We start from the raw sequence: 25,980 nt of genomic DNA on the forward strand, positions 1-25,980 counted from the left end.
TTCTTTTTTTGAGCTTTTATAATTCTATTTTAGCCAAGTTGGCTTTATCCATCTTATTTTTACTTATCTAGAAACATAAATTATTTCTATAGCCAGACAACTACTTTACCAATGAAAAGCCTATTACTCGACGTTTCAAAGGATTCACAGGTTGGATTCAAGGATTTAGAAGCCCATATCTCTGTCGAGCCTCTTATTGCATTTGTGAAGGAGAAAATAAGAAATCCATATTCCGTAAATAACACTTATTTTGAAAATCTACTTCATAAACTGGAGAACGAGTTTGACCTTAAAGGCAATATCCCCATCTCAAGTATTCCGAATCATGAAAATGTCTTTGAAGAAATATATAGACTCTTAGTGCCCCCCGCTTCTGACGAGACTGAAGTCTATCTAGCACTTAGTACTCCTGTAAAACCTATCTTTTTTTACGGAACAGACGCATTCTATAATTTACTATTAAAAGAAGGAAAAGACTATGTAAATCAAGAATCCATAGAAGAGTATGCCCCTTCTCCGAAAAAAGACATCATTCAGGTCTATTCTTTTATTTTGGAAAAACTTTATAGTTTCCCACCGCATCCATTAAGGAGCTTCATCATTAGTGTTAAAGCTTCAGACGGCATATTAAAGAAATATTACAAATTACATATTGATAACACTTTTGTAACCGTCAGTCCAAAAGGGGATCTTCCTGAGTTTGATTTAATGGCCATAAGAGAATCGTGGCAGAAAGACTTCGATCTAAATTCTATTTTAGAATTATTGCCCTTGTCATTATTTAGGTTTGAGGGCTTTTCTATCATGAAACTGGAAGACATTACCGCCGCTCAAACAGTGGAACACATGAAAAGTCTTATCCTAGAAAGAGCTTCTTATCCAGATAGCAGTTATCACGAGGAGATTGTAAACTCTTTAAAAAACTTAACAGGTGACGCTAATCTATTCTTTGACTTAGTTCCGCTTCTAAAAGTAAACGATGAAGTGGTATTAAACCCCGACAACTTGTGCAATAGCCAGTTGTTCAGGCATACTTTTAATGGAGATAAGGAGCAAAATACATACATCAATTTTTGCAAGGAGTTCTTCAAAAATCCTTCCATGGTTTTCAAACCATCCTTGGAAATCGCCTCTTGCGGAGAAAATGAATTCGATCTTAAACTTATTAAAAGCGAATTTAAGTCATTAGCTATAGTTCCAGTGGTTTGCAAAAAAATGGTGATTGGTATTTTGATAAGCTATTCGAAAAGAGAGAACGCGATAAACGAAATTGTGATGGGACAGCTTCACTCCGCTATCTCTGTTATAAGTCAGAGTTTAGAGCATGACATTGAAGCTTTTAATCAAAAACTGGAAAACATAATACGAGAGAAATACACCTTCCTACAAGAAGCTGTGGCATGGAAATTTAAAGAAGCCGCTCTTCACTATATGGAAGAAAGGTTAAACACCTTGTTGGTCAAAAAAGTGGAAACTGTTGGTTTTAAGAATGTATACCCTTTGTATGGAGCCATAGATGTTAGAAACTCTACCATGGAAAGAAATAAAGCACAGCATTTAGATTTTACGTTTCAATTAACTGCTCTCCTAAAAACGCTATACTTAGTAAAGGATGATTTGACCGACAAACTAACAAAGAGATGTGAAAAGTATTTAGATAGCGTAACCCAAAATAATTATGCAGGCAATGAGCTAAAAATTCAAACCTTTTTAGATGCTGAAGTTCCTATCCTCATAAACGAAGTAAAAAACCGTCTTCCCAAATCCGATACCCATACCCTTAAATTTATAGAGGATTATCGGGAATTAAGCAAAGAAGATTCTGGAGAAGCTCATTTACATAGGCGAGGATTTGAAAACGACATGCAAACGATTAACTCCACCGTTAATAGATATCTTGAAAAAAGTAAAGGAGAATTACAGAAAGACTTTCCTACCTATTTTGAAAAATTCAGAACAGATGGTGTAGAATATGACATATACCTTGGTCAATCTATAGAACCTAAAAAGACTTTTAAAACGGTCTATCTAGAAAATATCAGGAAATGGCAAATAAGCTCCATGGCGGAAATTGCGATCTTGAATGATGCTTTGTTGCCTAAACTATCATTGCCATTAAGAACCACCCAGTTAATTTTTATTAACCCTGGCTCCATAGACATTAGTTTTAGAGAAGACGAAAGAAGATTTGACGTGGAAGGCTCTTATAACATTAGGTATGAAGTCATAAAAAAGCGAATTGATAAGGTTAAATTAAAGGGCAAAGACGAAAGACTTACGCAACCAGGGAAAATAGCTTTGGTGTACTTTGATTCCCAAACTGCCAAAGAGTATATTCCGTACATTGAAGAATTACAGGCACAAGGTTTACTTTTGGATGACTTAGAGCTTTTAGAACTCGAACACCTTCAAGGTGTTAATGGTTTAAAGGCTCTGAGGGTTGGCATAAATTTAATTTTTGAAACAAACATAGTTCAATGAATTATCAGCAAATACTAGACGACATTGAAAATTACGTTAGTGAATTAATCAAAACTCATGCTGAGGACCACTTAATTTTCCATGGCCTAAAACACACTCAGCTCGTAGTTACCAATGCCAAAATGCTGGCAAAATACTATGAACTTAATGAGCGAGACACCTTTATTGTTTTAGCCTCCGCTTGGTTTCATGATACAGGTTACTGCAATGGAAACGTGGTGGAACATGAAAAAAGAGGCATAGACTTTACCATCCATTTCCTAAACAAATACAATATTGAAAAAGAGACTTTAGAAGAAATAACTCAATGTATTCAATCTACCACTATACCTCAAAACCCAAGTAATCTCTTACAAGAAATCATTTGCGATGCGGACCTTTTTCACTTCGGAACAGAGGATTTTCAGCAGTTTAATGAAAACATGAAGTTAGAAACAGAGCTCTTTTCTGGTCAAAACATTTCGGATAAAAAGTGGCGAAAAAAAACCATTAAATTATTAGAAGGGCATACTTTTAAAACGTCTTTTGGTAAAGATATATTGGCAAATAAAAAAAATGACAATATCGCAAAGCTCAAAAAAAAGAAAGGTAAAGGGAAAACTAAATCCAAGAATGTGCCATCTAAAAGACCAGATAGGGGAATTGAAACCATGTTTAGGATAAGCTCAAATAACCATCAAAGATTGAGCGACATGGCCGACAACAAGGCACACATTATGGTTACTACTACTTCTATTATTCTGTCTGTAGTGCTTACCATTCTTTTCAGAGAAATGGAACAAAACCAGTACCTACTTATTCCTAATTTGATTCTCTCATCTGTTTGTGTAGTGACCATGGTTTTTTCCATCTTGGCCACAAGACCTACTATACCCAATGGCACTTTTACACCAAGGGACTTGATGGAAAAAAAGGTTAACCTTCTGTTTTTTGGGAATTTTTATAAAATGCCATTTGAAGACTTTTCTAACGGAATGACCATCCTCATGGAGGACAGGGAATTCCTATATGGCTCACTCACAAAAGACATATACTCACAAGGCGTGGTTTTAGGAAGAAAATACAGACTTCTAAGAATAGCCTACAACATTTTTATGTTTGGCGTGATAGTTTCTGTTTTAGCTTTTATTACAATGGCCATCATTCAAGAAAAGTCGGCTCCTCTGATATGAAAAAAAACTTCACTTTAAATACCTTATTATTATTGATAATAGGCCAAGCTTGCTCATCATCTTCTTCAGCCATACGGAGTAGTTCGGACTTTCCATATAATCTTGATAAACCCGAGGTTTATTATTTACCCTTAAGTCTTTTAGAAATATCAGGAATTGCGTTTCATAATGGTGATCCCAAAATCACCTATGCTGTCCAGGACGAAAAAGGAGCTATTTATCAAATAGATAAAGATAAGATAATACAGGAAACCGAGTTTAGAAAAAATGGCGATTATGAAGACCTGAGTATTCTAAAGAACCAAATATACATTTTAGAAAGCAGCGGAAAGATATTCCGTACCCCTTTAATCGAAACCGTAGAACAAAAAACATCCGAAACCGAAGAGATAGATATAAAACTCCCTAAAGGGGAGTATGAATCACTTTATGCCGATTCAGAATCGGAATCACTATTTATTTTGTGCAAAAATTGTGATAAAAAAAATAGTATTCTGGGTTTCCGATATGACTTAAAAAAACAGGACAAGAAACCTGAAACTTTCGAAATAAAAACAAAAAGCTTTTCAAAGAAAGGCTTTGCACCATCTGCCCTAGCCCGAAACCCGATAGATAAAGATTGGTATGTCATTTCTGCCATTAATGAGGTTCTTCTGGTTTTTGATTCCAATTGGGATTTCAAAGAAAGCGTTCCATTAAAAAAAGACAAGTTCTGGCAGCCGGAAGGCATTGCTTTTGACAAAGAAGGACACCTATACATTTCAAGTGAAGGAGATGACTATACCAAAGGAAAAATACTTTTGTTTAATCGAGCCATTGAATAGGGCTTCTATTTATGAAATTTAGCATCAACAAATTACTCCCTCTTTTACTTTTATCATTCTGCTATTCCTGTGCCACATATAAAACGCAGTACACTAAGGAAGCAGAAAATTGGCAAAAAAATCATCCTTCAGATTCTCTTCAAATAAAACACACCATGTATCTTATAGGTGATGCGGGAAACTCTACACCCTCACACCGATCGCCTGTTATTAATTTTCTAGAAAATGAGTTAGAAAAAGAATCGGAAAACAGTTCTATCATTTTTTTAGGAGATAATATCTACCAAGAAGGTATGCCTTCAAACGCAGACAAAAAGGCTAGAGCTGATGCAGAATACCGCTTAAAAGAACAGTTGAAAATGCTAGATAACTTTAAAGGCAGGCCCATTGTTCTCCCTGGAAATCACGATTGGCGAATTGATGGAGTAAAAGGCTTAAAAAGACAAAGCAAGTACGTTCAGAAATACCTTAACAAAGACAAAGATAAAGAGGACTATGAAGATTACTTTTTACCACTAGATGGCTGTTCTGGACCAGAGGTGGTAGAACTAAATGAAGACATCGTGGTGGTAGTGGTGGACTCTCAGTGGTGGCTAGCCGACTGGGACAATGACCCTGAAATTAATGACGAATGTGCCATCAAAAACAGAGAGAACTTTGAATTTGTTTTTGAAAACGTCATAAGAAAATATAGGAATAAGAATATCGTGATTGCCATGCACCACCCTCTTTATACTTATGGGCCACATGGCGGAAGGTTTACAGCTAAAGAGCATCTTTTTCCATTAACAGAATTAAATCCTAATCTTTTTGTCCCAATTCCAGTCCTCGGCAGTTTAAGTGCCATAATAAGAGGAGCCATAGGGTCTAGGCAGGATTTAGCCAACAAAAACTATAAGAACCTACGCTCCACCCTTTTGGCTGGTGTAGGTAAAAATGGCAACTTCATTTTTGCCAGCGGCCATGAGCATACACTACAACATATTGAAAACAATGGACAGCATTTTATTGTAAGTGGTAGCGGTTCTAAAAGCAGCCCTGTGGCGAAGGGAAAAGGTTCCGAATTTGCCACTTCAGGCATGGGTTACAGCAAACTAGACTTTTATGAAAGAGGAGAAACTTGGGTCAATTACTATACCGTAAATATCACCGGAACAGAGGCGACATTGGTTTATCGAAAAAAAATAAAGGATGCCAAAACTTTAGAAGACGAAAGCATCGATGTAGATTTTTCAGAACATGAAAGTCAGCTGGATTCCGCCAAGCATAAACTGACGAAAAACAAAATAGTACCTGTAGGCAAGGCTCACAATTTCTTACTGGGAAAGCATAACAGAGACCTGTATTTAGAAAGTTATTATTTCCCCGTTTTGGATCTTTCTAGTATGAAAGGCGGACTTACACCCGTAAAGTTAGGAGGAGGAAACCAAACCAACTCTTTGCGTTTTGACGCCCCAGACAAAAAACAATATGTCCTTCGAAACTTAACGAAAGACGTCACTCGTTTTTTGCCATTTCCTTTCAATAAAATGAGTGTTGCTAAATTTATTGTAGAAGATAATTTCCTTTCTACAAACCCCTTTGCCCCACTTTCTATGCCTGCATTGGCAGACGCCATAAACGTCTATCATACCAATCCCAAACTGTATTATGTACCTAAACAGCCCAGTTTAGATGCCTACAATAACATTTTCGGTGAGTCCATGAATCTCTTTGAAGAAAGACCTAAAGGCAAACACTGGAAAGATGCGGACTTTTTCGGAAATCCAGATAAAATCATCAACACCCCAGACTTAATGGAGGCCATTCTGGAAGACAATAAAGACCGAGTGGATGAAAAATGGATGGTAAGAACTCGACTTTTTGATTTCCTCATAGGTGACTGGGACAGGCATGACGACCAGTGGGCTTGGGCTGAAATAAAACAAGACAAAGGAGAAACCATTTACAGACCTATACCAAAAGACCGAGATCAAGCTTTCTCATTATATGATGGAGCAGCGGCAAACTTGGCAAGACTAACAGCTCCCTTTTTAAGACAGTTGCAGAGTTTTGACCCAGAGATAAAAAGCATGAAATGGACGACCTGGAGTGCACGGCTGGTAGACAGGACATTTCTAAACGGCCTGAGCTGGGAAGACTGGGAAGAGCAGGTGCTTTTCATTCAAGAAAACTTAACAGACGAGGTTATTGAACGCTCTTTTGACAACTGGCCTCCTAAAGCCAAAGAAATTTCCATAGAAAGAATCTCTCACAGTATTAAAAACAGAAGGGCAGATTTAATGAAGATTGCGAGAGCACATTATGAGTTTGTCAGTAAATCTGTTAATGTAATTGGTTCTGAAAAAGAAGAGTATTTTGAAGTCAAAAAAATAGATGAAAATAACACAGAAGTAACCGTATTTGACCTTGATAAGGAGGGCGAAAAACGAAAGGTGATTTACCACAGAATTTTTGACAACAATATTACGGCGTATGTGAACCTATATGGAAACGGCGATAAAGACGAATTCATTTTTGAAGGCGAAGCAGACAATAAACTTAAAATAAGATTTATAGGTGGAGACGGGAAAGATACCTTTAAAGACCTATCTACTGCCTCAACGGGCAAAAAAAAGGTATCCATTTATGATGACTTCAAAAAAGATAAACTAAAGCGTGCCGCAGCATTTAAGGATAAAAGAACAGACATTTTCAGATATAACGTTTACGACAGAAGAAATAACGACAGCAATTATGACATAGCCATGGTGCTGCCAGTGCTTGGTTTCAACACTGACGACGGTCTGCTTATAGGCGGAAGTGTCAACTTTACAAAATATGGTTTTAAGAAAGAACCTTTCTCCTCTGTGCAGGACTTTAAAACGAGCTATGCCTTTCAGACCAAATCACTAAGTTTAAATTACAAAGGCGACTTTATAGATGCCTTTGGCGAATGGGATTTTTACCTAGAATCATTTTTACATGGACCTAGTTATGCTTTCAATTTTGCAGGAATTGGAAACAATACCCTTAGAACGGAAGATAACGAAAACTACTATCGCGTTAGACAAGGTGCATTACACATTTACCCAGCCATAAAGAAAAGGTTTGCTCATAACAGTGCATACTTCAGCATTGGTCCATTTGCCGAACGCCTAAATTTACAAGCTACTCAAGGAAGATTTTTAGCAGAAAACACGGTTGATAATCAATTGTTTGAAGGCAAGAACTTTGTAGGTTCTAAGTTCTTATTCAGTTTTAATAGTGTTGACAATTTCATCGCCCCTCATAATGGTATCATTTTCAACTCTGAACTAAAATGGTCTCATCAAACCAATAATTCTAAAGATTTCGGTTCTATCAACGCTAGTTTGAGTTTCTTTAGAGCTTTGGATAGCAAAGAAAAACTCATTTTAGCCACCCAATTTGGCACAGGAATAATCCTAGGAGGTAATGGCTTTGAATTTTATCAGATGCCTTTCATTGGCGGCAAACAAGGTTTGCGAGGATATAGATCTGAAAGGTTTTATGGAAAGACTAGTTTCTGGCAATCCACCGATTTAAGATACAAACTAAAGAGTAATTATAACCCATTGGTACCTATCACATATGGCGTTTTCGGGAGTTTTGACCATGGTAGAGTTTGGTTACCGTCAGAACATTCTGACAGCTGGCATTATAGTTATGGCGGCGGCGTTTGGCTGGCTCCTGTAGATGCTTTAACTTTTACTTTTGGGGTGTTTTTGCCGAAGGAAAAAGAAGAAGAGAAACCCCGACTTACATTAAAGGCAGGGTTCTCATTCTAAGGTTAGGTTGAGTATCAATAATTATTTTCAGAACGTGAATAAATCACTTCTCCACTCTGCCGGCTGTAGCATTTAGTTGATCCAAAAATAATCCTTTGGCTGTTTTATCATCTTCCCCTTGTTAAACCCGATTTATGCATTGGAGAATTGCAATTAGTAGCTAAAGTGTAATAAATCAGACAATTAAAGAAAATTAGTTACGGTCCCGATAAAATCGGGAGATTTTCTAATGCATAAAATGGGTTTCATTTTCCACTAAACTCATTTCTCCTCCTTCAGTCTGCTAAAACGAATAGAACTGATGATCTTTCAAAAAATCTGTGTTTTTCTCATAAAACATGACAAAAGTATTCTTAAAAAAACCGAGCAAACTTTATGGTCTTTGTTTTAGACATTCAAATTATTTTGTTATTCCAGTTTTCTTATATTTCGGAAATGAACTAGGATTAGTCATAAGAGATCATCTTTAAGGCAATACTTTCTCTCTGAGTCTACAGACTCAGAGCTAAAATACACTTTAGAAGTATGCTTTAAATTCATATCAAAAGTCATCGATATTGAAAGCAAATTAAGTTTTCAAAGAAATTCATACTAAAGAACATACCTTTGCATTCTTACAAAAGAAGTATATGGACATTCACGTTAGTAATATTCCCTTCAAAATGAAGGAAGAAGAATTAAAAGAGCTTTTTGAAAAACATGGTACAGTTGAGTCAGCAACTATTGTTATTGACCACAAATCCAGACAAAACAAAGGCTTTGGTTTTGTAAAAATGCCAAACCTTCCAGAAGCCAAAACTGCCATTTATAAACTTAACGGCTTTGAGATATTAGATAGAAAGCTAAGGGTGAATGAGTCTACCAAAAAAGCAGAAGAGCCTGTGAAAAAAGCCTACAACTGGAAATCAAACATCAAGAAGAAAGTAAGAACAGTGCGTTTTGATAATGAACCAGAAAAACCTAAAAAAGGATTACATAAAAAAAGGAGAGGACACGGAAGAGGTACCAAATACTAAGCCTCAAATGAATTGTAATTCAAACAGCTCGTCATAGAAATTGGGGTTCTGATAAAATACTGATAAATTCACTTCTTAACGGAACCCTAATTAAATGAAATTACTGAAACGTCTTTTTGCCGCAGTTCTTCTTATTGCCATTTTTATTGCTGCAGGCATTTATTGTTACCTCCATACGCTAGACACTGACTATAATGCTGAAGTAGAAATTCCAGATTTAGAAAACGAGGTAGAAGTTATTTTTGATGCCTACGCCATACCTCATATTTATGCCAAAAATGAGGCGGACTTGTTCCAAACCTTCGGATACATACATGCACAAGACCGTCTTTTTCAAATGGAAATTCTCCGCAGACTGGCGTCTGGCACACTGTCAGAAGTTTTTGGCGAAGAAGCTCTACAAACCGACAAGTTTTTTAGAACCCTAGATTTTAAAGAACATGCCAAAAGAGCCATAGCCGCAAGAGACCCTCAAAGTATGGAAACCAAAGGTATGGCCGCCTATTTAAAAGGGGTTAACACCTATCTTGAAAAAGGAAAAACACCTATAGAATTTACTTTGGCCGGAATTCCCAAAAGAGCGTTTACCGCAGAAGATGTGGAAATGATAGTGGGTTATATGGGATATACCTTTGAGGCGGCATTTCAAACCGACGCCGTGGCTACTTATATTCTTAATGAGTTTGGTGAGGCATACCTTCCAGATGTTTTAAAAACATGGCCAACGGATGCTTACAGAATATCCGTAGACCCAGTGGGCCAAGTAAAAGCAGCTCAAAACCTCGCCATAATGGGCGAACAACTTAGAGGCTTAAGTGCCGAGCTTCCGTTTAAACCCTTTCATGGCTCAAATGGCTGGGTTATTTCTGGCAGTAAAACCCTGTCTGGCAAACCTATACTTTCAAACGATACTCATATAGCTTTCTCTCAACCTTCTGTGTGGTACGAGGCACACTTATCCTGCCCTACTTTTGAGGTTTACGGCAGCTTTTTGGCTGGTGGTCCCTTCCCTGCTCTTGGTCATAATAAAAATGGCGGCTGGGGCATAACCATGTTTGAAAACGACGATGCAGACTTTTACAGGGAAAAGATAAATCCCAAAAATCCAAAACAAGTTTGGTTTAAAGACCATTGGGAAGATATGACCATCAAAAAGGAGGTCATTAAAATTAAAGATAAACCAGATGTTGAAATTGACATAAAGCGTACTCGCCACGGCTATATTCTCAATGGGGCATTTGAAGGTATCAGTCACGAATCTGACCCTATTGCATTCCAATGGGTCTACCACCAGTGGCCCAGTAAAAGTTTAGAAGCCTTTTACCAATTATCTCAATCTAAAAATGCCAGCGATGCTCAAAAAGCCGCGGAACAACTGACTGCTCCTGGCTTAAATATTATGTGGGGAGACACCGAAGGAAATATAGCATGGTGGGCAGCAGGAAAACTTCCTATCAGACCTGCACATGTTAACCCTAATTTAATTCTAGATGGCAGTTCAGGAGAAGATGAATGGAAAGGATATGCAGATTTCAAATACAATCCACAAGTATTAAACCCTGAGAAAGGATATCTTATCACTGCAAACAATCAGCCTGACGACATGGGCAATGGTCTTGTTCCCGGCTATTATGTACCGTCAAATAGAGCCAAAAGAATAGAAGAACTTATAGCCATAAATAAAACCGACTGGACTGAAGAGTTTTTAAGAACTATAATCAATGATGTGGTTTCTAGCACCTATCCAGAAATGATAGATAGTATTTCTACTGCCGTTCGTTTGGGAGATTTAACATCGGAAGCTAAGGAATTGATGGGCATCCTAAAAAAATGGGATGGAGCTCACAATTTGACAAATATTGAGCCTACAATTTTCTACAAACTACTTTATACGATTGAAAAAAACACCTTATTAGACGAGCTAGGTAGTTCTTTTTTCGACCGATTTGAACACAGTCATACTTTAAAAAGAAACGTAAAAGCTTTCTTTGAAAACGACAGTTCTCCGTGGTGGGATAATATAGCTACCTCTGAAAAGGAAACCAGAGCCCAGATATTTGCCAAGTCATTAAACGAAACTTCAGAAGCTTTAATCGCTCAATTAGGCAACAACTCTTCTGAGTGGCACTGGTCAAAAGTTCACACCTTAGAACATGTACATCCTATGGGAATAGTTCAAGGTTTAGATAAGTTTTTCAATGTAAATATCGGCTCCATAGCTGGCGGTAGAGAAACCATCAATAACATGGATTTCACCATGGATTCTACAGGACTATATAAAGTAAGAAGTGGGCCAGCCCTAAGGCGAATCATTGACTTTAACAATCCAGAAGTGGGCTACGGCGTGATTCCGACAGGACAATCAGGCTATTTCAGGAATGCTCATTATAAGGACCAAGCCAAAATGTTTGCCGAAGGCGGCAAACGTCATGAGCTCATGAACAGAGAAATGATAGAAAAAGTAATGATAGGTAGAAGTATTTTTAAACCTTGAATTAAGGTCTAGTTTAACCCTTAATCCTAACATAAATAAGCTTCAATCTTCCCTTCTGATTTTCTCTTTCTTCAATCTCAAAACCTTTGATGGATCTTATAAGAGGTGTCAATTTTTGAAACCCATAATTTCGGGAGTCAAAATTTGGCATCTTTTTTTGAAGCAAATTACCCACATCTCCCAAGAATGCCCAGCCATCATCATCTGCCAAATCTGATATAGTGCCAGCTATAAGGCTTAATTCTTTAGGGGTAATCTTGTCTACTTCATTTTTCTTAGGTTTGATTTGTCCTGGCAAATCACTTTCCTCTGCATCAGGACTCTGTTTAAGAATCTCCAGATATATAAATTTATCACAAGCCACTATAAATGGGCTTGGTGTTTTCTTCTCTCCTATTCCATAAACTTGCATGCCCGCCTCTCTGAGCCTTGTGGCCAACCTGGTGAAATCACTATCACTAGATACTAAACAAAAGCCATCCACTTTTTCAGAGTATAGAATATCCATGGCGTCAATAATCATGGCGGAATCTGTCGCATTTTTTCCTGTCGTATATCCGTATTGCTGAATGGGTGTTATAGCATTTTCCAAAAGGAGATTTTTCCATTTAGAAAGATGTGGTTTAGTCCAGTCGCCGTAAATCCTTTTGATGGTAGGGTTGCCATATTTGGCTATCTCCTCCATCATTTCTTTGATATAAGCTGACGGGATATTATCTCCATCTATAAGCACCGCAAGTTTAATGTCCATTCTTTTCTTATTAATATCGTCAATATACCATATTTAAACCAAACGAAATCAAACAGACTATTCTCAAACTAGAAAAACATATTTCCTTTAACTAAATTGCTAGACATTCAACCCTAAAATAAATGGCATTATCAAAACAATCTTTTAAAACAGAAGTAAAAGAAGAATTTTTCAGCATTCTTGATTTCTGGGCAAAGCATTCTCCAGACCTAAAAAATGGAGGATTTTACGGAACTATAGACGCCAACAATCAACCTAAAGAAACTCAGAAATCTGTGGTGGCTACCGCCCGAATACTTTGGGGTTTTAGCACCGCCGTTCATTTTATAAAAAACACACCAAGTCTGTTACATTACAGTCATTTGATACCCAGTTATGAAAAACTTTCACAAAGAGCTTTTGATAGCCTGAAGGACTACTTCTGGGACTCTAAAAATGGTGGTGTTTTCTGGACTGTAAATGCCCAAGGAAAGAAAGAGGAAGGTAAAAAACTGATGTATGGTCATAGCTTTTATGTGTATGGTATGAGCGAATACTACAGAGCCACGGGATATAAACTTGCTTTAGAAATGGCACAAAAGTGCTTTGCTGCTATTATTGAGCACTCATACGATGCTAAAAAAGGAGGTTATATAGAAGCTTATAATGAAGATTGGTCTGAAACAGACGACTATATACTATCCAAAGGTCCTTCTAGAAAATCCATGAACACACACCTCCATTTATTAGAATGCTTCGCAAATCTGTACCGTGTTGACCAATCAGAGAAGGTTCATTTTCATTTAAAGCATTGTTTAGAAGTAATGCTGGATAAAATCATTGGTGAAGGAAATACTAGAATGACCTTGTTCTTTTCAGAGGATTGGACACCTCAATCTAAAATCATTTCTTATGGGCACGACATTGAAGCCAGTTGGCTCATTTTAGAAGCCGCCGAAATCTTAGGCGACGAACACTTTGTAGAAAGATGTAAAGAAGTTTGTCTTCCTATGGCGAGAGATTCCGCAGACGGAATCCAAGGAGACCATGGCATGATTTACGAAATTGACCCAGAAACGGGTCACGGTAACTTTTCGCGAGACTGGTGGGTAATGGCAGAAGCCATGGTTGGCTTTTATAATGCTTACCAAATGAGTGGTAAAGTGAATTACCTAGAGAAATCGGAGAACTGCTGGACTTTTATTAACGATTACCTTATTGACCATGTAAACGGCGAATGGTATGGCGGCGTTAACGCCAAACATGAAGTAACAAACGGCTCCAAAGGCAACCCATGGAAAGCCCCCTACCATAATGCCCGTGCATGTATGGAGATTTACAAGCGGATTGCGTAAATTTGATTATGCCAGTTACGCCTAAGTCATTGAAAATAATTCTATCTTTCTTCTTCTCCTTATTCCTATTTTCCTGTTCAAAGAAAGACAGTAAACTCTTTTTACAAGTTAGTTCTGAGCACAGTAATATTTACTTTTCTAATAATATTGTTGAAAATGAAAAGTATAATGTTTATGATTATCATAACCTCTATAACGGTGGCGGCATTGCGGCATTCGACATTAATAATGACGGACTTATTGACCTTTATTTTACCGGAAATCAGGTTAACGACAAACTTTATTTAAACAAAGGCAATTTTGTTTTTGAAGACATTACGGAGCAGGCAGGAATTATCCAAAAGGGCTGGTCTACGGGAGTAACCATCACAGATATCAATAATGATGGTTTGCTAGATTTATACGTTTGCAAAGCGGGAAATGAATCTGGTGATTACCTTAAAAACCAGCTGTTTGTAAACCAAGGGAACCTAACATTCAAAGAAGAAGCGGAAGAGCGGGGAATTGCTGATACTTCACTTTCAACCCAATCGGCTTTTTTCGATTATGATAAAGATGGAGATTTGGATCTCTATGTTTTGACCACCTCTAACCTCATCCGCAATCCAAACCTTCTTCGAAAAATAGACCAATATGGGAATTATGCTTTAGATAAACTTTACAAAAATGATGGCACCGGCCATTATCAAGAAGTAGGGCTTGAAAGTGGCATTAACGCCAATAATCATGGTTTGGGTTTAGCCATAGCAGATATTAATAATGACGGGTGGGAAGATATCTTGGCATCCAGCGATTTCCTTCCTAATGATATTTTATACATCAATAACCAAGACGGCACTTTCACTAATATGGCCGCTGACTTTTTACCCTACCAAAGTCGGTTCTCTATGGGAAACGACATAGCAGATATCAATAACGATGGCTTGCTAGATATGGTTACTGTAGATATGCTGCCGCCAGATAACGAACAGCAAAAGAAAATGCTGATGACCTCTTATCATGTTTTTGAAACGGAACAGACCTTAGGCTACCAGAAGGAGTTCACACGAAATATGTTATTTCAAAACGCCGGAAATGATGCCAATGGCAATACCTATTTTAATGAAATTGGTCAATACAGCGATATTCACGCGACAGATTGGTCTTGGGCTCCTTTGATTCTAGATTTCGATAATGACGGACTTAAAGACCTCTATATTTCTAATGGATATCTCAGAGATGTGACCAATTCGGACAACATTTCTTATAACATGAGCTTTGCTCAAAAAACGGAATCTCAGCAAGAAATGAGGGATTTCATGAATTCTAACGCCTTGAATTCACCAAAACTTAAAAGAAAAAATGTGTTTTTCAAAAATGAAGAAAAATTCAAGTTCTCTAACTCTTCAGACCAATGGATTACCCAAACGGAGGGTTTTTCAAACGGAGCCATCTTCGCTGATTTGGACAATGATGGAGATCTCGATTATGTAGTCAATAATATCAATGAAGCTGCCCATATTTTCAGAAATGAGTCTAAGAACAATTTTATAACTGTCCAAATCATAAAAGGAAATCAAGCTATTCTTAATCAGGGAACTAGAATTAAAGCTTTTGCCGGTGGTACTTGCCAAACATATACGAATGCTATTACGAGGGGATACCTTTCTGCTATGCTTACGCCTATAAACATTGGGCTAGGTAAAAACGAAAAATTAGATTCATTAAGGATATTTTGGGCCGACGGACAAAGTCAGCTTTTTAAAGATATGGAGGCAAACCAAACCATCACCGCCGATATTACTAAAGCCAGTCCCTTCAAAATTGGACAAAAAATCACCCCTACTCTTTTTACTGAAAAACCGTTTGACTACAAGCATACAGAATCTAGGTTTATTGATTTTTATAGAGAGAATTTATTATTAAAAAAATATTCTCAAAATGGTCCTGTATTAATCTCTGGAGATATTAATAATGATAAATGGGATGATGTATTTATTGGTGGAAATACCGAGACACCATCCTACTTCTTTTTTCAAAATTCAGATGGTGGTTTTTCTAAAACGTCCTTAAAAATTACACAAACGTGGGAGGACGCATCTGCTCTTTTCATAGACGTCAATCATGACGGATATTTAGACTTATATACCGCTAGCGGCAGCAATGAATTTCCTCTCAACTCAGCAAATTATCAAGACCATCTTTATTTAAACCATGAAGGGAAAAGTTGGAAAGAATCTTTTGACCACCTTCCAAAGGAAAATTTCCCCGCATCTGTTGCTTGCTTGATTGACCTTAACAATGATGGCCAGAAAGATATTTTCAGAGCAGCAGGAGTCCTTCCAGGAGATTTTCCAGAAACAGGAAATTCATATATCCTCAAATCCCACAATTCCGGTTTTCAGAAAATTGACCTCGGTTATTTGGGTCTAGTTTTAGATGCTAAAGCCATTGATTTCAATAAAGATGGCTGGGAAGATTTAGTGATAGTTGGAGAATACATGGCTCCCACGCTATTCTTGAATCAAAAGGGCAAACTGGTAAAAAGCAACCTTCTTGGAAACCACAAAGGTTTATGGAACAGTATAAATGTAACTGATTTAGACAACGACGGTTTCTCTGATTTAATCTTAGGCAATAAGGGCGTCAACTTCCGCTATCCATTCGACAAAAAAAAACCATTAGAATTTCACGAGATTGACTTAAGCCAGTCTGGTAAAAAGGAGAAAATACAGACCTACTTTCAAAATAGGGAAAAGAAAATGATACCTGCACGAGATGAGTTAATTAGGGAATACCCCTACTTAAGAACCCTCTTCCCAGATTACAAGGCCTACGCCATCTTCAAAACAGAGGCTCTTTCTTCAAATACACCAAAACTTTCTGCCGATTTCATGCAAAGTGTTATCATCTGGAATAAAAAAGGAAAAGAAATAGAAATACTAGAACTACCAATGGAAGCTCAATTAGTTACTGTCAAGTCTATTTTAACCATGGACGCGAATGGGGATGAGAAAACGGATGTCTTGCTTGCAGGAAATGATTTTGAGTCAGAGCCCATCAATTCCGGTTATACAGAAGGCAGTAAAAGCTGCCTTCTCTTAAATCAAGGTAATGGTAGTTTTAAATTTGTGCCAAACACTCTTTCTGGACTTTGGATGAAGGGTTCCGTATCCAAACTATTATTCCTTAAAACAAAAAATAGCAGCCAAATATGGGCTGCTATTAATAATGATAACTTAAAAACTTTTACGCTTAATAAATAGACTGGCTCTTAACAAAAGTGCCATCACTTAAATATAGACCAGCGTTAAACCCTTCAAAACCTAGTTCCTTGGTGTCTACCACCACGCTTCCGTGGTTACCTGTTAGCGTTATGGTTTTCAGCTCCTCATCCTTTTTAGGATGAAACAAAACCAATTTACCACCAGATTTGCCAAAAGGCAAAGAGTATTCCACTGTAATACCAGAAGAAGTGGTCTTTGCTGTACCCTTTCTTAAATAGATATCTGATTCTTCCGATGATACCACCAAAGCAGGTTTACTACCCACGGGGCGTCCGTTTTCATCTGTAGCTTGCTGAGCAAAAGAAACCATTCCCGCCAAGCAAAAAATTATTGTAAAAATATATTTCATGATATTAACGTTTTGCGTTTTTGTTTTTCGAATTCAACTGTGCCTCTAAAGCATTTAATCTATTCTCTAGAGAAGCATAGTTCGACACTTGATTTTCTAATTCATCTATCCTTACCTTCTGCTCTTTAAGGGCTTGAACAAGAACCGGAATTAAGGCATTATAGTTAACACTTTTAAATTTATTACCAGACTTAGTCTCAAATTCCTTTACAAGATTCGGAAGGAACCTCTCTACTTCTTGAGCAATAAGTCCAAACTGCTTAGTTTCAGGTAAACCCAACTCTTCCGTAAATTCTTTCTTATAAAAGAATGTTTTTGGATATAGGTTCATCACTACGGATGTAGCATCCGATAGTGGGTTTATATCATTCTTAATTCTAGCATCAGAAGGGCCATAAATAGAGCCAGGCATTACAGATCCTTTTACATAAATATCTTTACTAAAATAACTCACATCATCGAAATTGCTATTTCCGCTGACATACAATGCGGGAAATGGACTTTCTTCTGAACCAAGAACTTTACCTGAGCCATCCCCTTCAGAGTTTACACCACCTGCTGTAGCTGTTACTGTTCCTGTAACAACAAGGTTCCCTACAATTCTAGTGTTTCCGTTAACTTCAAGTTTATTGCTAGCGTTAGGAATTCCAATTCCTACATTTCCAGATGAATTAATACTTAAAAAAGATGTACCTGCAAAATTTCGGAAATTATGAAAAGCCGCATCATAATAATTATAACCTAACTCATTGTAATCAACAATCAATTGAGCTTTCTTTCCACTTGCCCTCAAATTAGTGCCTCCAGTCGGATTTCCTTTTATTTCTAACCTTGCTGAGGGTGTTGATGTAGCGATACCTACACTTGAATCAGCATTAACTACTAACCTTTTATTCACATCTAACAAGCCGCTTGGGCTTGATGTCCCAATTCCCACACCAGTAGAATGAATATCAATACTACTGGTAGGTGCATTAGGTCTAATCCTAAAAGGTAACTTACTCCCACTACTAACGTCACGAATAAAAAAGTTAGTTTCATTTCCTGCCATATCCCAAGTTTGAGGAGTAAAGCCAGAAGAGCCATCTTGTTCCAACCTTAAGGTAGGTGTATCGCCATCCTTACTATGTATTTCAACTACTGGATTATTTGTACCAAAACCGACCCTGCCACCATCATCCACATAAAGAGAATTTGACCTAGCCCCTGCTTCTATTGTAAATGGCGTTCTACCATGATCAATGTCATCAATAGCAAATTTATTAGCTCCTCCATTACTGGAATCATTAAACGTGATCTGCCAATCATTGGTAGGGAAGCTTGCGGAAGTACTGGTATCTTGAGCCCTAATTCTTAAATTATTCTCTTTTATTCTGATGGTATCAAAACCAAAACTTTCTCCGTTTACACAATCCTGACCTACACAGGCACTTCCATCCACTATTAAATCATCAAGAATGACTTGATCTGTAACGGATTTAGCTTCCGTTACCATACTATTTATCTGTTTGAGCTCTACATCATCTCTTTTTTTGCTAATTTGAGCCTGCATAAAGAAGCTAGCAAAGAGCAGTGAGAAAAGAATTTTTATTCTTGCTTTCATGTCATCTGTGTTTTATGTTAAAATTATTATTCGTATTTAATTTATCAAAATTCAAAAAATGTTTTCAAAAATAGCAAGCCTTATACCTATAGCTCTTTTTCTTGTTTCCTGCAATTCAGACATTGCCAATGAACAGATTGGATTGTATGTAAAAAAAACGGGTCTAAATCCAACTGCCATCAAAGTATATGATAACCAAGCAGTTAAGTTAAGTAAAAATATAGACTTTGGCAACGAACTCACCATTGAGATTCTTGGAGTGGACGACTTCTCACCTGGTAAAAATGGCCAAGTTTTTATCGGCGGAGAGAATTCATTGGTAGATAAGGATAATAATGTCATTTACTATATTGAAGATTATTTTAAAAAATATGATGTTACTGGTGTCTCTGCTTCTGATGCCGAAAATCTAAAATTTAATATCCGAATGGGTAAACCCGTGATAAAAGGCGAAACCTATCATTTCCTTTTTAAACTTTGGGACAAAAAAAGCGACAAAGAACTTAAAGGAAACATTGAACTCCATGTTATTTAGTTCTGGCATACCGACTTCATTTCTGCTTTAAATACAGAGCCAGCCTCTGCTTTAAAACCTGGTTCTAATACTATTTTCTTACCCGAATTAAGGGTAAGGTTTCCGCTACCATTAATTTTGTTGGTAGCTTTAATGTTATTTATGGCACTATAACTCACTACCCCACCAGCCACATCATCTATAGGTGAGGCTAGCACTAAATCCGCAGAAATAATCCTTAATGGCTGGGTCGAAATCATGGAGGACACTACCGGTGCCGTAGAAACTACCATTAACTTATATCCTGAGCCTCCTTTCATATAATTAGGAATGGTACAGCTTATCTGGCTTGGATTTGTGGAACTCCCAATTAGTGTACGCGAAGAGAAATGACCATTGGCATCAGAAAGGTAAACTTGATATAAGTTACCCACCATAAACGCACCTGTTGATGAAGTATTTACATTAAAACTAGTGCCAATACAGATTTCAGAAATTGAATAAGTAGGCTTGGTCACTACCCTTGGAGTTCCAGAGCTAGGCAATGGAGGAATAATATCAAATTGAACTTCATCAGGCCCAACTAAAACTTGCCCTCCAGCATCATCCTCGGAATACCCTCTAGAAATAAACGTATATCTATTGTTGGGTAAAACATCTCCATTAGAGACATTCCCTAATTCATGCAAATTGAATGGCATATCATTGTCAATATAATACTGCAGATTACTTGTACCAGAGAGTTGGAATTTGACAGATTCTATTTTTGGTGAAGTACATGTGCTATACGCAATAACGGTCATGGGTCTGGAGGATTGCTGCACTTGCATACCTGCCCGCAGTGGCGTTATAAGCTCAGGAATGGCTCCTCCGTAAGCTAAATAATAAGACATGCTTGGTGTGCTACAGGATATACCAACCACCGTAGCTAACTGGATGGAACAACCATTTTCTCCCATTACGGTCACAGAATAAGTCCCAGCGTTCACTGCCTTAGCATCTGGAATACTTGGATTCTGTAAGGAACTATGAAATCCAATAGGCCCAGTCCATTCGAAAGAAACACCATTGGAAGCAAATAATTGAACCAAATCACCTTCTTCATATGGCCCTAAATTTGACGCCGATGCACTATAAGTGGGATCACTTATCGAAATCACAGCATTACTGAGGGCAGAACAACCTAAATAGGATATAGAGAAGTTACTATAGGAACCCGACGTCAAACCTCCCAAAGTAAAGCTATTGGCACTAACGGTCACACTCTTCGGACTAGCCGTCCCTGTACTTGTGAAACTCAAAGAGTAAGTACCATTTGGAAGATTCGTACTGGTAAATGGAATAGAACCATCAACACCCGCACAGGTACTTGGATTTACTGCTGTACCAGCTGCTATCGTCGGTTTTGGTGGATCGGTCAATGTTTTTGAAGTCGCATCTGTTCCTGTACAATTCAAATTTGTTACAGAGAAATTACTGTATGCTCCTGCTGCCAGACCTCCCAATGTAAAGCTATTGGCACTAACGGTCACACTCTTTGGACTAGCCGTCCCTGTACTTGTGAAACTCAAGGAGTAAGTACCATTTGGTAGATTCGTACTGGTAAATGGAATAGAACCATCAACACCCGCACAGGTACTTGGATTGACTGCTGTGCCTGCTGCTATCGTTGGTTTTGGTGGATCGGTCAATGTCTTTGAACTCGCATCTGTTCCCGTACAATTTAAATACGTTACAGAGAAATTACTATAGGCTCCTGCTGACAGACCTCCCAAAGTAAAGCTATTGGCACTAACGGTTACATTCTTTGGACTAGCCGACCCTGTACTTGTGAAACTTAAGGAGTAAGTACCGTTTGGTAGATTCGTACTGGTAAATGGAATAGAACCATCAACTCCCGAACAGGTACTTGGATTGACCAAGGTGCCTGCCGTTAAAACAGGTGTCAAAGGTGCTCTTAAAAGTGCGGTGTCAGAAATAGAAACACCACAAGTTCCTGTTATCACACATCTATAAAAAGTGCTGTCATCAGAAAAAGAAGTCGCATTTAATGTCAAAGTATCATCCACTGCAGAGGCAATATCAACAAAGGCCGCTGAACCTACTCTTTTTTGCCATTGATAAGTCAAATTCGGCCCAGATGCCGCAACGTAAAATTTAAAATCACTGCCTGCACAGTTACTTGAATCTTTCGGGTTTAATGTAATCACTGGATTACTGTAAACATTTAATTCAAATTCATTGGTAGTGTCTTTATCACATTTACTTGAAATAAGACATCTGTAAATCTTATTATGCTCATTTAAAGAAACCGAACTAAGTAATAAGGTTGATGAATCCACTTTGGAATACAGGGAAGAGGTGGCTATATCTGCAAATGTTCCTCCAGGAGATTTCATCTGCCATTTATAGGTCACATTTTCTAAAACCGGTGTCACCGACAGCTTAGGGTTGGTTCCAACACATACTACGGATGCCGATGGAACAACGTCAAAAGCCTGAGTCGGGTTAACGCAGGTTGTATCATGACCTGTCAATCCTATGTTTGAATACAAATGGTAACCTAAAGACCAAACTTTGTAATAATAAACTGTAGATTGATTTAAACCTGTGTGATTTGGCAAGTTTGCGGCTAAGCCTTTAAACAGAACTTCACCTCCTCCACTTATAGAAGCTCCAGTATTCAAAAAACCAGAAGGTACACCGAAAACACCGTCTGTAGAAAAGGCTACTAAGATAGAATCTGAATTATTAGTATTAGGGCTTACATTAAGTGAAATAACTTGATGTGAAAGCGTATTTACCGTAAAAGAACTTGGCTGAGGCATCCTTACATAAATACTATCCTTTGCGACCCCACTAGTTCCAGCGTTTGATGTCAGAACCTGCGAAGTATTAACATTCATCTTAGATTTTGAGACCTTAACATCTACAGAAAAGGTACAAATAGATGCACTCGGTACAGACCCTCCACTCACAGAAAACGAGGCCGAACCCGCTACTCCGGTTACCGTACCCACACCACAGGAATTTACAATATTAGGTGTATTAGCAATAAACATTCCTTCAGGCAAATTATCGGAAAAGCTAATAGAGCCAACGGCATCAGCATTATTGGAATTATCGACTTTAAAGGTCAGTGTCGTGATTTGGCCAGTAAGAATAGTATCCTGAGCAAAGCTTTTTGAAAAAGTAGGTCTTCTGTCGTTATTAACCACCAAGTTTGCTGAAGCGGCTTTATGCGTTAGACTATTCGAATTTAAATCAAAGTTAATCTCGCTAGTGATATTATTAAAAGTGCCCGAATAAATATCCTCAGGTACTTTTACTTTAACATTAAAGGTAATTTCTGCTCCTGCAGCTAAAGAACCTCCGCTTAAAGTAATTACGGAATCTCCACCGGCTTCTGTTGACAATACAGAACCAGCACCCACCACATTATTTTGGGGTAGTTCTACCGTAGTAAAGCCTGAATACATAGCACTTAAATTATCCGAAAAAGCTATATTTGAAAGGGTTGCTGTAGGGTGAAAATTTTTAATTTTAAATTGCAATAAAACGGTATCCTTAGGAATAGCACCGCTCAAAAAGGTTTTACTGAATTCAATAGCATCTATAACATCAAAAGAGCCATTAACAAGTTTGATATTGCTCGAATTACCGTTGAAAGTAGTACCATCTTGATAAAAGAAGGAAGGTGGCGTCAATTCAGTCTGATACTCTTGTAAGACTGTACCCGGCGGTATGCTAACTTTTAATACCAGTTTGCAAGTGTCTCCAGGATTAAGACTAATTTCTTTAAAGCTTAACAGCCCAGAACCTGTTAAACTAGAAGACGAACCACAGAAACCAGCCAAATTTCCATGATCATATAGTAAGCCCGATAACTCCGAATCTAAATCATCCTTAAGATCTATATTCGAAAACATACTCACATCAAATGAACTATTTGGATTAATGAATGAATAAATCATACTCAAACTATCCCCTACAAAGGCTGGCTGGCTATATTCTTTTTTTATGACAAAGCCAATCACCTTAAAGCTTGCCTTGGCCGTGGATCCTGTAAAACTTCCATTCGTTGGGGCAGTTGTTTCACTCGTGTAGGTTCCTAATGGAGCACTGTTTGGTATTTTAATCTTAACAATAAACTGACAAGTATCACCTGGAGACAAAGAAATACCATTCACAGATAACACATCTGTAAATAAACCTGCTGTCGAAGCACCGGAACAAAAACCATCCGCTGGCGTTTCTGTCACCTGAAAACTTACAGCGTTAAGGCTAGAAAAATCATCAGAAAATGAAAGGTTACTGAAAGTTTCTGTAGCCGCTTGATCTAAAGTAAACAAATATGCTAATGTCAGTGTGTCCCCTGGTAATCCAGAACCCGAAATCGATTTATACAGTTGTGGGACAGGGCTTACTTTTAAGGTATCATCGATGGACTTTCCAGACAAAGCAAAACCATTAGACTCACCTGTAAACTTTGTTATTTCACCATAATAATCTCCACCTAACACGGAGGTGGGTAAGTCTATTGAAACATCAAAAAAACATGTCCCACCTGCCGCTAAAGTTCCTCCACTGAATAGAAGACCATCAAAAGCTGGAGCAGTTGCAGAACTAATGGATACCTTTGCCACATTCGAGCCAGAACCACAAATATCACTGGCAGGGGGGAAATAAACAATTCCTCCTAAGTTGTTAATATTATCCCGAAATGTAATACTAGAAATTGGATGTGTTAAATCTGTGTTTGTCAAAGTATACCTTATCGTCACCGTTCCTCCAATTGCCACGGGTTTATTTAAAATCTCTTTAGTTAATTGAGGAATTCCATAAACACCCAAAGTTGCTTTGGCTTTGGGACCAACAACTGGACTCCCTCCCCTTGTCCCTGAAATATTTGAGGTCTCACTGTTATAAGTTTCTGAAGGAGCACTGGAAGGAACAAAAACAGGTACAGAAAAAGTACAACTCCCTTCTGGGGGTATATTTCCTCCGGTGAAAGAAATCACTCCAGTTCCACTTAAGTTAGAACCTAAACCGCAGATGTTACTAATTGGAGTAGTAGAAGCCTCGAAACCCGGAATCAGACTTCCTAGATCATCCGTAAAGGAAATACCAGTCAGCGAGTTACTCCTATCCAGATTATATATCGTATACATTATGGCAGTTGATCCTCCTGGAGGAACTGCCTTATCTTCAAATTTTTTCTCAAAACGAACACCACTAGCTGTATTTGTAATTACGTTTAATAGTGAAATTCCAAGACCATTCATATTATCTCCAGATAAAGTACTAACCAATGGTTCATTCCCTAAACCTACGGCTTCCACATCGATAGAAATGGTACAAGTAGATTCTGCAGGCACATTAAAAAAAGAAGACTGAAAGAAAGCAGACAAACTTCGTTCTCCTGAACTTGCAGTTACTTGCTGTGATAATGCTGGGTGAACATAACAAGAGTTTGTTATGTTTAGAGGGCTAGCCCACACAAGATAATCGGGTAAATTTGTAGAAAAGCTGCCATTACCTGCACTGCTAGCGTTCTGACTATTATCAAAAGTGAATGTTAAGGTTGACTTCTGTCCAACAAAAATTGAAGCATCACTAAAAGCAGTAGAAAGACCCGTGTTACTAGCATTTACCACCAAATCATCCGATGCAGTTCCACTATTTCCAGCACTGGAAGTGAGGTCGTCCGTTACATTAGTATGAGTCCCAGAAGTACCAGCAGTTACATAAAGCTGAATAGTCATGGTAGCTCCTGCTCCTAGTTTCCCTCCTGTAAAGCTGATGAAGTCATCACCGTCAGGTGCGGTTACAGTACCATCAGTTTCATTAAAAATCAAACCTGAAGGACTTGCAATGGTTACCCCAGCAGGAAGCGTATTTGTAAAGGCGATATCCGTTACTGCCCCACCTTCACTATTATTAATAGTATAGGTTAATAGCGAACTTGAGCTAGGCCCAACTGGGGTAGGAGAAAAGTTGGTACTGAAACTTGGTGGAACTGGTGAATATTGGGCAAATAAAGAGAATTTGACAAAAAACAAAATGACAAGCGTGAGGGTAAGGGTTCTTTTCATTGTAATTACAGGCTAAATAGATGTTTGGAACAACTGCTTTATCGTTAAACGGCTATGGATAAAGCTACAAATATTTAGCACAATAAAACAAAATGGAGGTATCCCTGCTATAACTCATAACGAGCTTTTACCATTTTTTTATGGAAATACCCCTATACCTGAAAACAATACTGCTTTACGCAACCAAACCTACTACCCTAATAAATAGGACCTTATATATACTACCCTAAAAATTCCTGAAAAGAAATACAAGCAAGATTACCATTCAATAAAATTTTACAAAAAAATACAAT

General features: G+C 37.8%; 13 protein-coding genes. 9 read left to right on the forward strand and 4 right to left on the reverse strand.

The window, feature by feature from the left end:
• The first annotated feature begins 111 nt into the window (after positions 1-111).
• The 6 genes from ACTBZY_RS13470 to ACTBZY_RS13495 all read left to right on the forward strand — a co-directional run bounded on the left by ACTBZY_RS13470 (position 112) and on the right by ACTBZY_RS13495 (position 11,775).
• Positions 112-2,481 carry a GAF domain-containing protein gene (locus ACTBZY_RS13470; protein ID WP_463046858.1) on the forward strand — a complete coding sequence of 790 codons (2,370 nt, stop codon included), beginning with the start codon at positions 112-114 and terminating at the stop codon, positions 2,479-2,481.
• A complete protein-coding gene (locus tag ACTBZY_RS13475; RefSeq protein WP_463046859.1) occupies positions 2,478-3,653 on the forward strand; it encodes a Pycsar system effector family protein in 1,176 nt (391 codons plus the stop codon). Before ACTBZY_RS13470 ends, ACTBZY_RS13475 begins: the two co-directional genes overlap by 4 nt.
• A complete protein-coding gene (locus tag ACTBZY_RS13480) occupies positions 3,650-4,477 on the forward strand; it encodes an SdiA-regulated domain-containing protein (protein ID WP_463046860.1) in 828 nt (275 codons plus the stop codon). The genes ACTBZY_RS13475 and ACTBZY_RS13480 overlap by 4 nt, the downstream gene beginning before the upstream one ends.
• Positions 4,478-4,488: 11 nt before the next feature.
• Positions 4,489-8,265, forward strand: coding sequence for a metallophosphoesterase (locus ACTBZY_RS13485; protein WP_463046861.1), 3,777 nt, complete (start codon positions 4,489-4,491; stop codon positions 8,263-8,265).
• A 629-nt stretch (positions 8,266-8,894) separates the two neighbouring features.
• Positions 8,895-9,281, forward strand: a complete 387-nt coding sequence (locus ACTBZY_RS13490; protein WP_463046862.1) for an RNA recognition motif domain-containing protein — start codon at positions 8,895-8,897, stop codon at positions 9,279-9,281.
• A 94-nt stretch (positions 9,282-9,375) separates the two neighbouring features.
• Positions 9,376-11,775, forward strand: a complete 2,400-nt coding sequence (locus ACTBZY_RS13495; RefSeq protein WP_463046863.1) for a penicillin acylase family protein — start codon at positions 9,376-9,378, stop codon at positions 11,773-11,775.
• A gap of 13 nt (positions 11,776-11,788) precedes the next feature.
• On the opposite strand, the gene ACTBZY_RS13500 is transcribed toward ACTBZY_RS13495, so the two are convergent.
• A complete protein-coding gene (locus ACTBZY_RS13500; protein WP_463046864.1) occupies positions 11,789-12,526 on the reverse strand; it encodes an NYN domain-containing protein in 738 nt (245 codons plus the stop codon).
• A gap of 122 nt (positions 12,527-12,648) precedes the next feature.
• Here ACTBZY_RS13500 and ACTBZY_RS13505 point away from each other — a divergent pair, with 122 nt between their 5' ends.
• Positions 12,649-13,860 carry an AGE family epimerase/isomerase gene (locus ACTBZY_RS13505; RefSeq protein WP_463046865.1) on the forward strand — a complete coding sequence of 404 codons (1,212 nt, stop codon included), beginning with the start codon at positions 12,649-12,651 and terminating at the stop codon, positions 13,858-13,860.
• A 29-nt stretch (positions 13,861-13,889) separates the two neighbouring features.
• Complete coding sequence (locus ACTBZY_RS13510) at positions 13,890-17,105, forward strand: VCBS repeat-containing protein (protein ID WP_463046866.1); 3,216 nt, start codon at positions 13,890-13,892, stop codon at positions 17,103-17,105.
• On the opposite strand, the gene ACTBZY_RS13515 is transcribed toward ACTBZY_RS13510, so the two are convergent.
• Together ACTBZY_RS13515 and ACTBZY_RS13520 are read right to left on the reverse strand one after the other, a co-directional pair.
• The gene (locus ACTBZY_RS13515; RefSeq protein ID WP_463046867.1) at positions 17,095-17,475 is read right to left on the reverse strand and encodes a hypothetical protein; all 381 of its coding nucleotides are present in this window, start codon (positions 17,473-17,475) and stop codon (positions 17,095-17,097) included. The two genes, ACTBZY_RS13510 and ACTBZY_RS13515, sit on opposite strands and share 11 nt — an antisense overlap.
• Positions 17,476-17,479: 4 nt before the next feature.
• Positions 17,480-19,078, reverse strand: a complete 1,599-nt coding sequence (locus tag ACTBZY_RS13520; RefSeq protein WP_463046868.1) for a tail fiber domain-containing protein — start codon at positions 19,076-19,078, stop codon at positions 17,480-17,482.
• Positions 19,079-19,136: 58 nt separating this feature from the next.
• Between ACTBZY_RS13520 and ACTBZY_RS13525 the strand changes: the two genes are divergently transcribed.
• On the forward strand, positions 19,137-19,613 hold the full coding sequence (locus ACTBZY_RS13525; protein ID WP_463046869.1) for a hypothetical protein: 477 nt from the start codon (positions 19,137-19,139) through the stop codon (positions 19,611-19,613).
• Here ACTBZY_RS13525 and ACTBZY_RS13530 read toward each other — a convergent pair.
• Complete coding sequence (locus tag ACTBZY_RS13530; protein ID WP_463046870.1) at positions 19,610-25,687, reverse strand: DUF7933 domain-containing protein; 6,078 nt, start codon at positions 25,685-25,687, stop codon at positions 19,610-19,612. The two genes, ACTBZY_RS13525 and ACTBZY_RS13530, sit on opposite strands and share 4 nt — an antisense overlap.
• Between the last annotated feature and the right edge of the window lie 293 nt (positions 25,688-25,980).

This window comes from Arcticibacterium sp. (assembly GCF_055134445.1).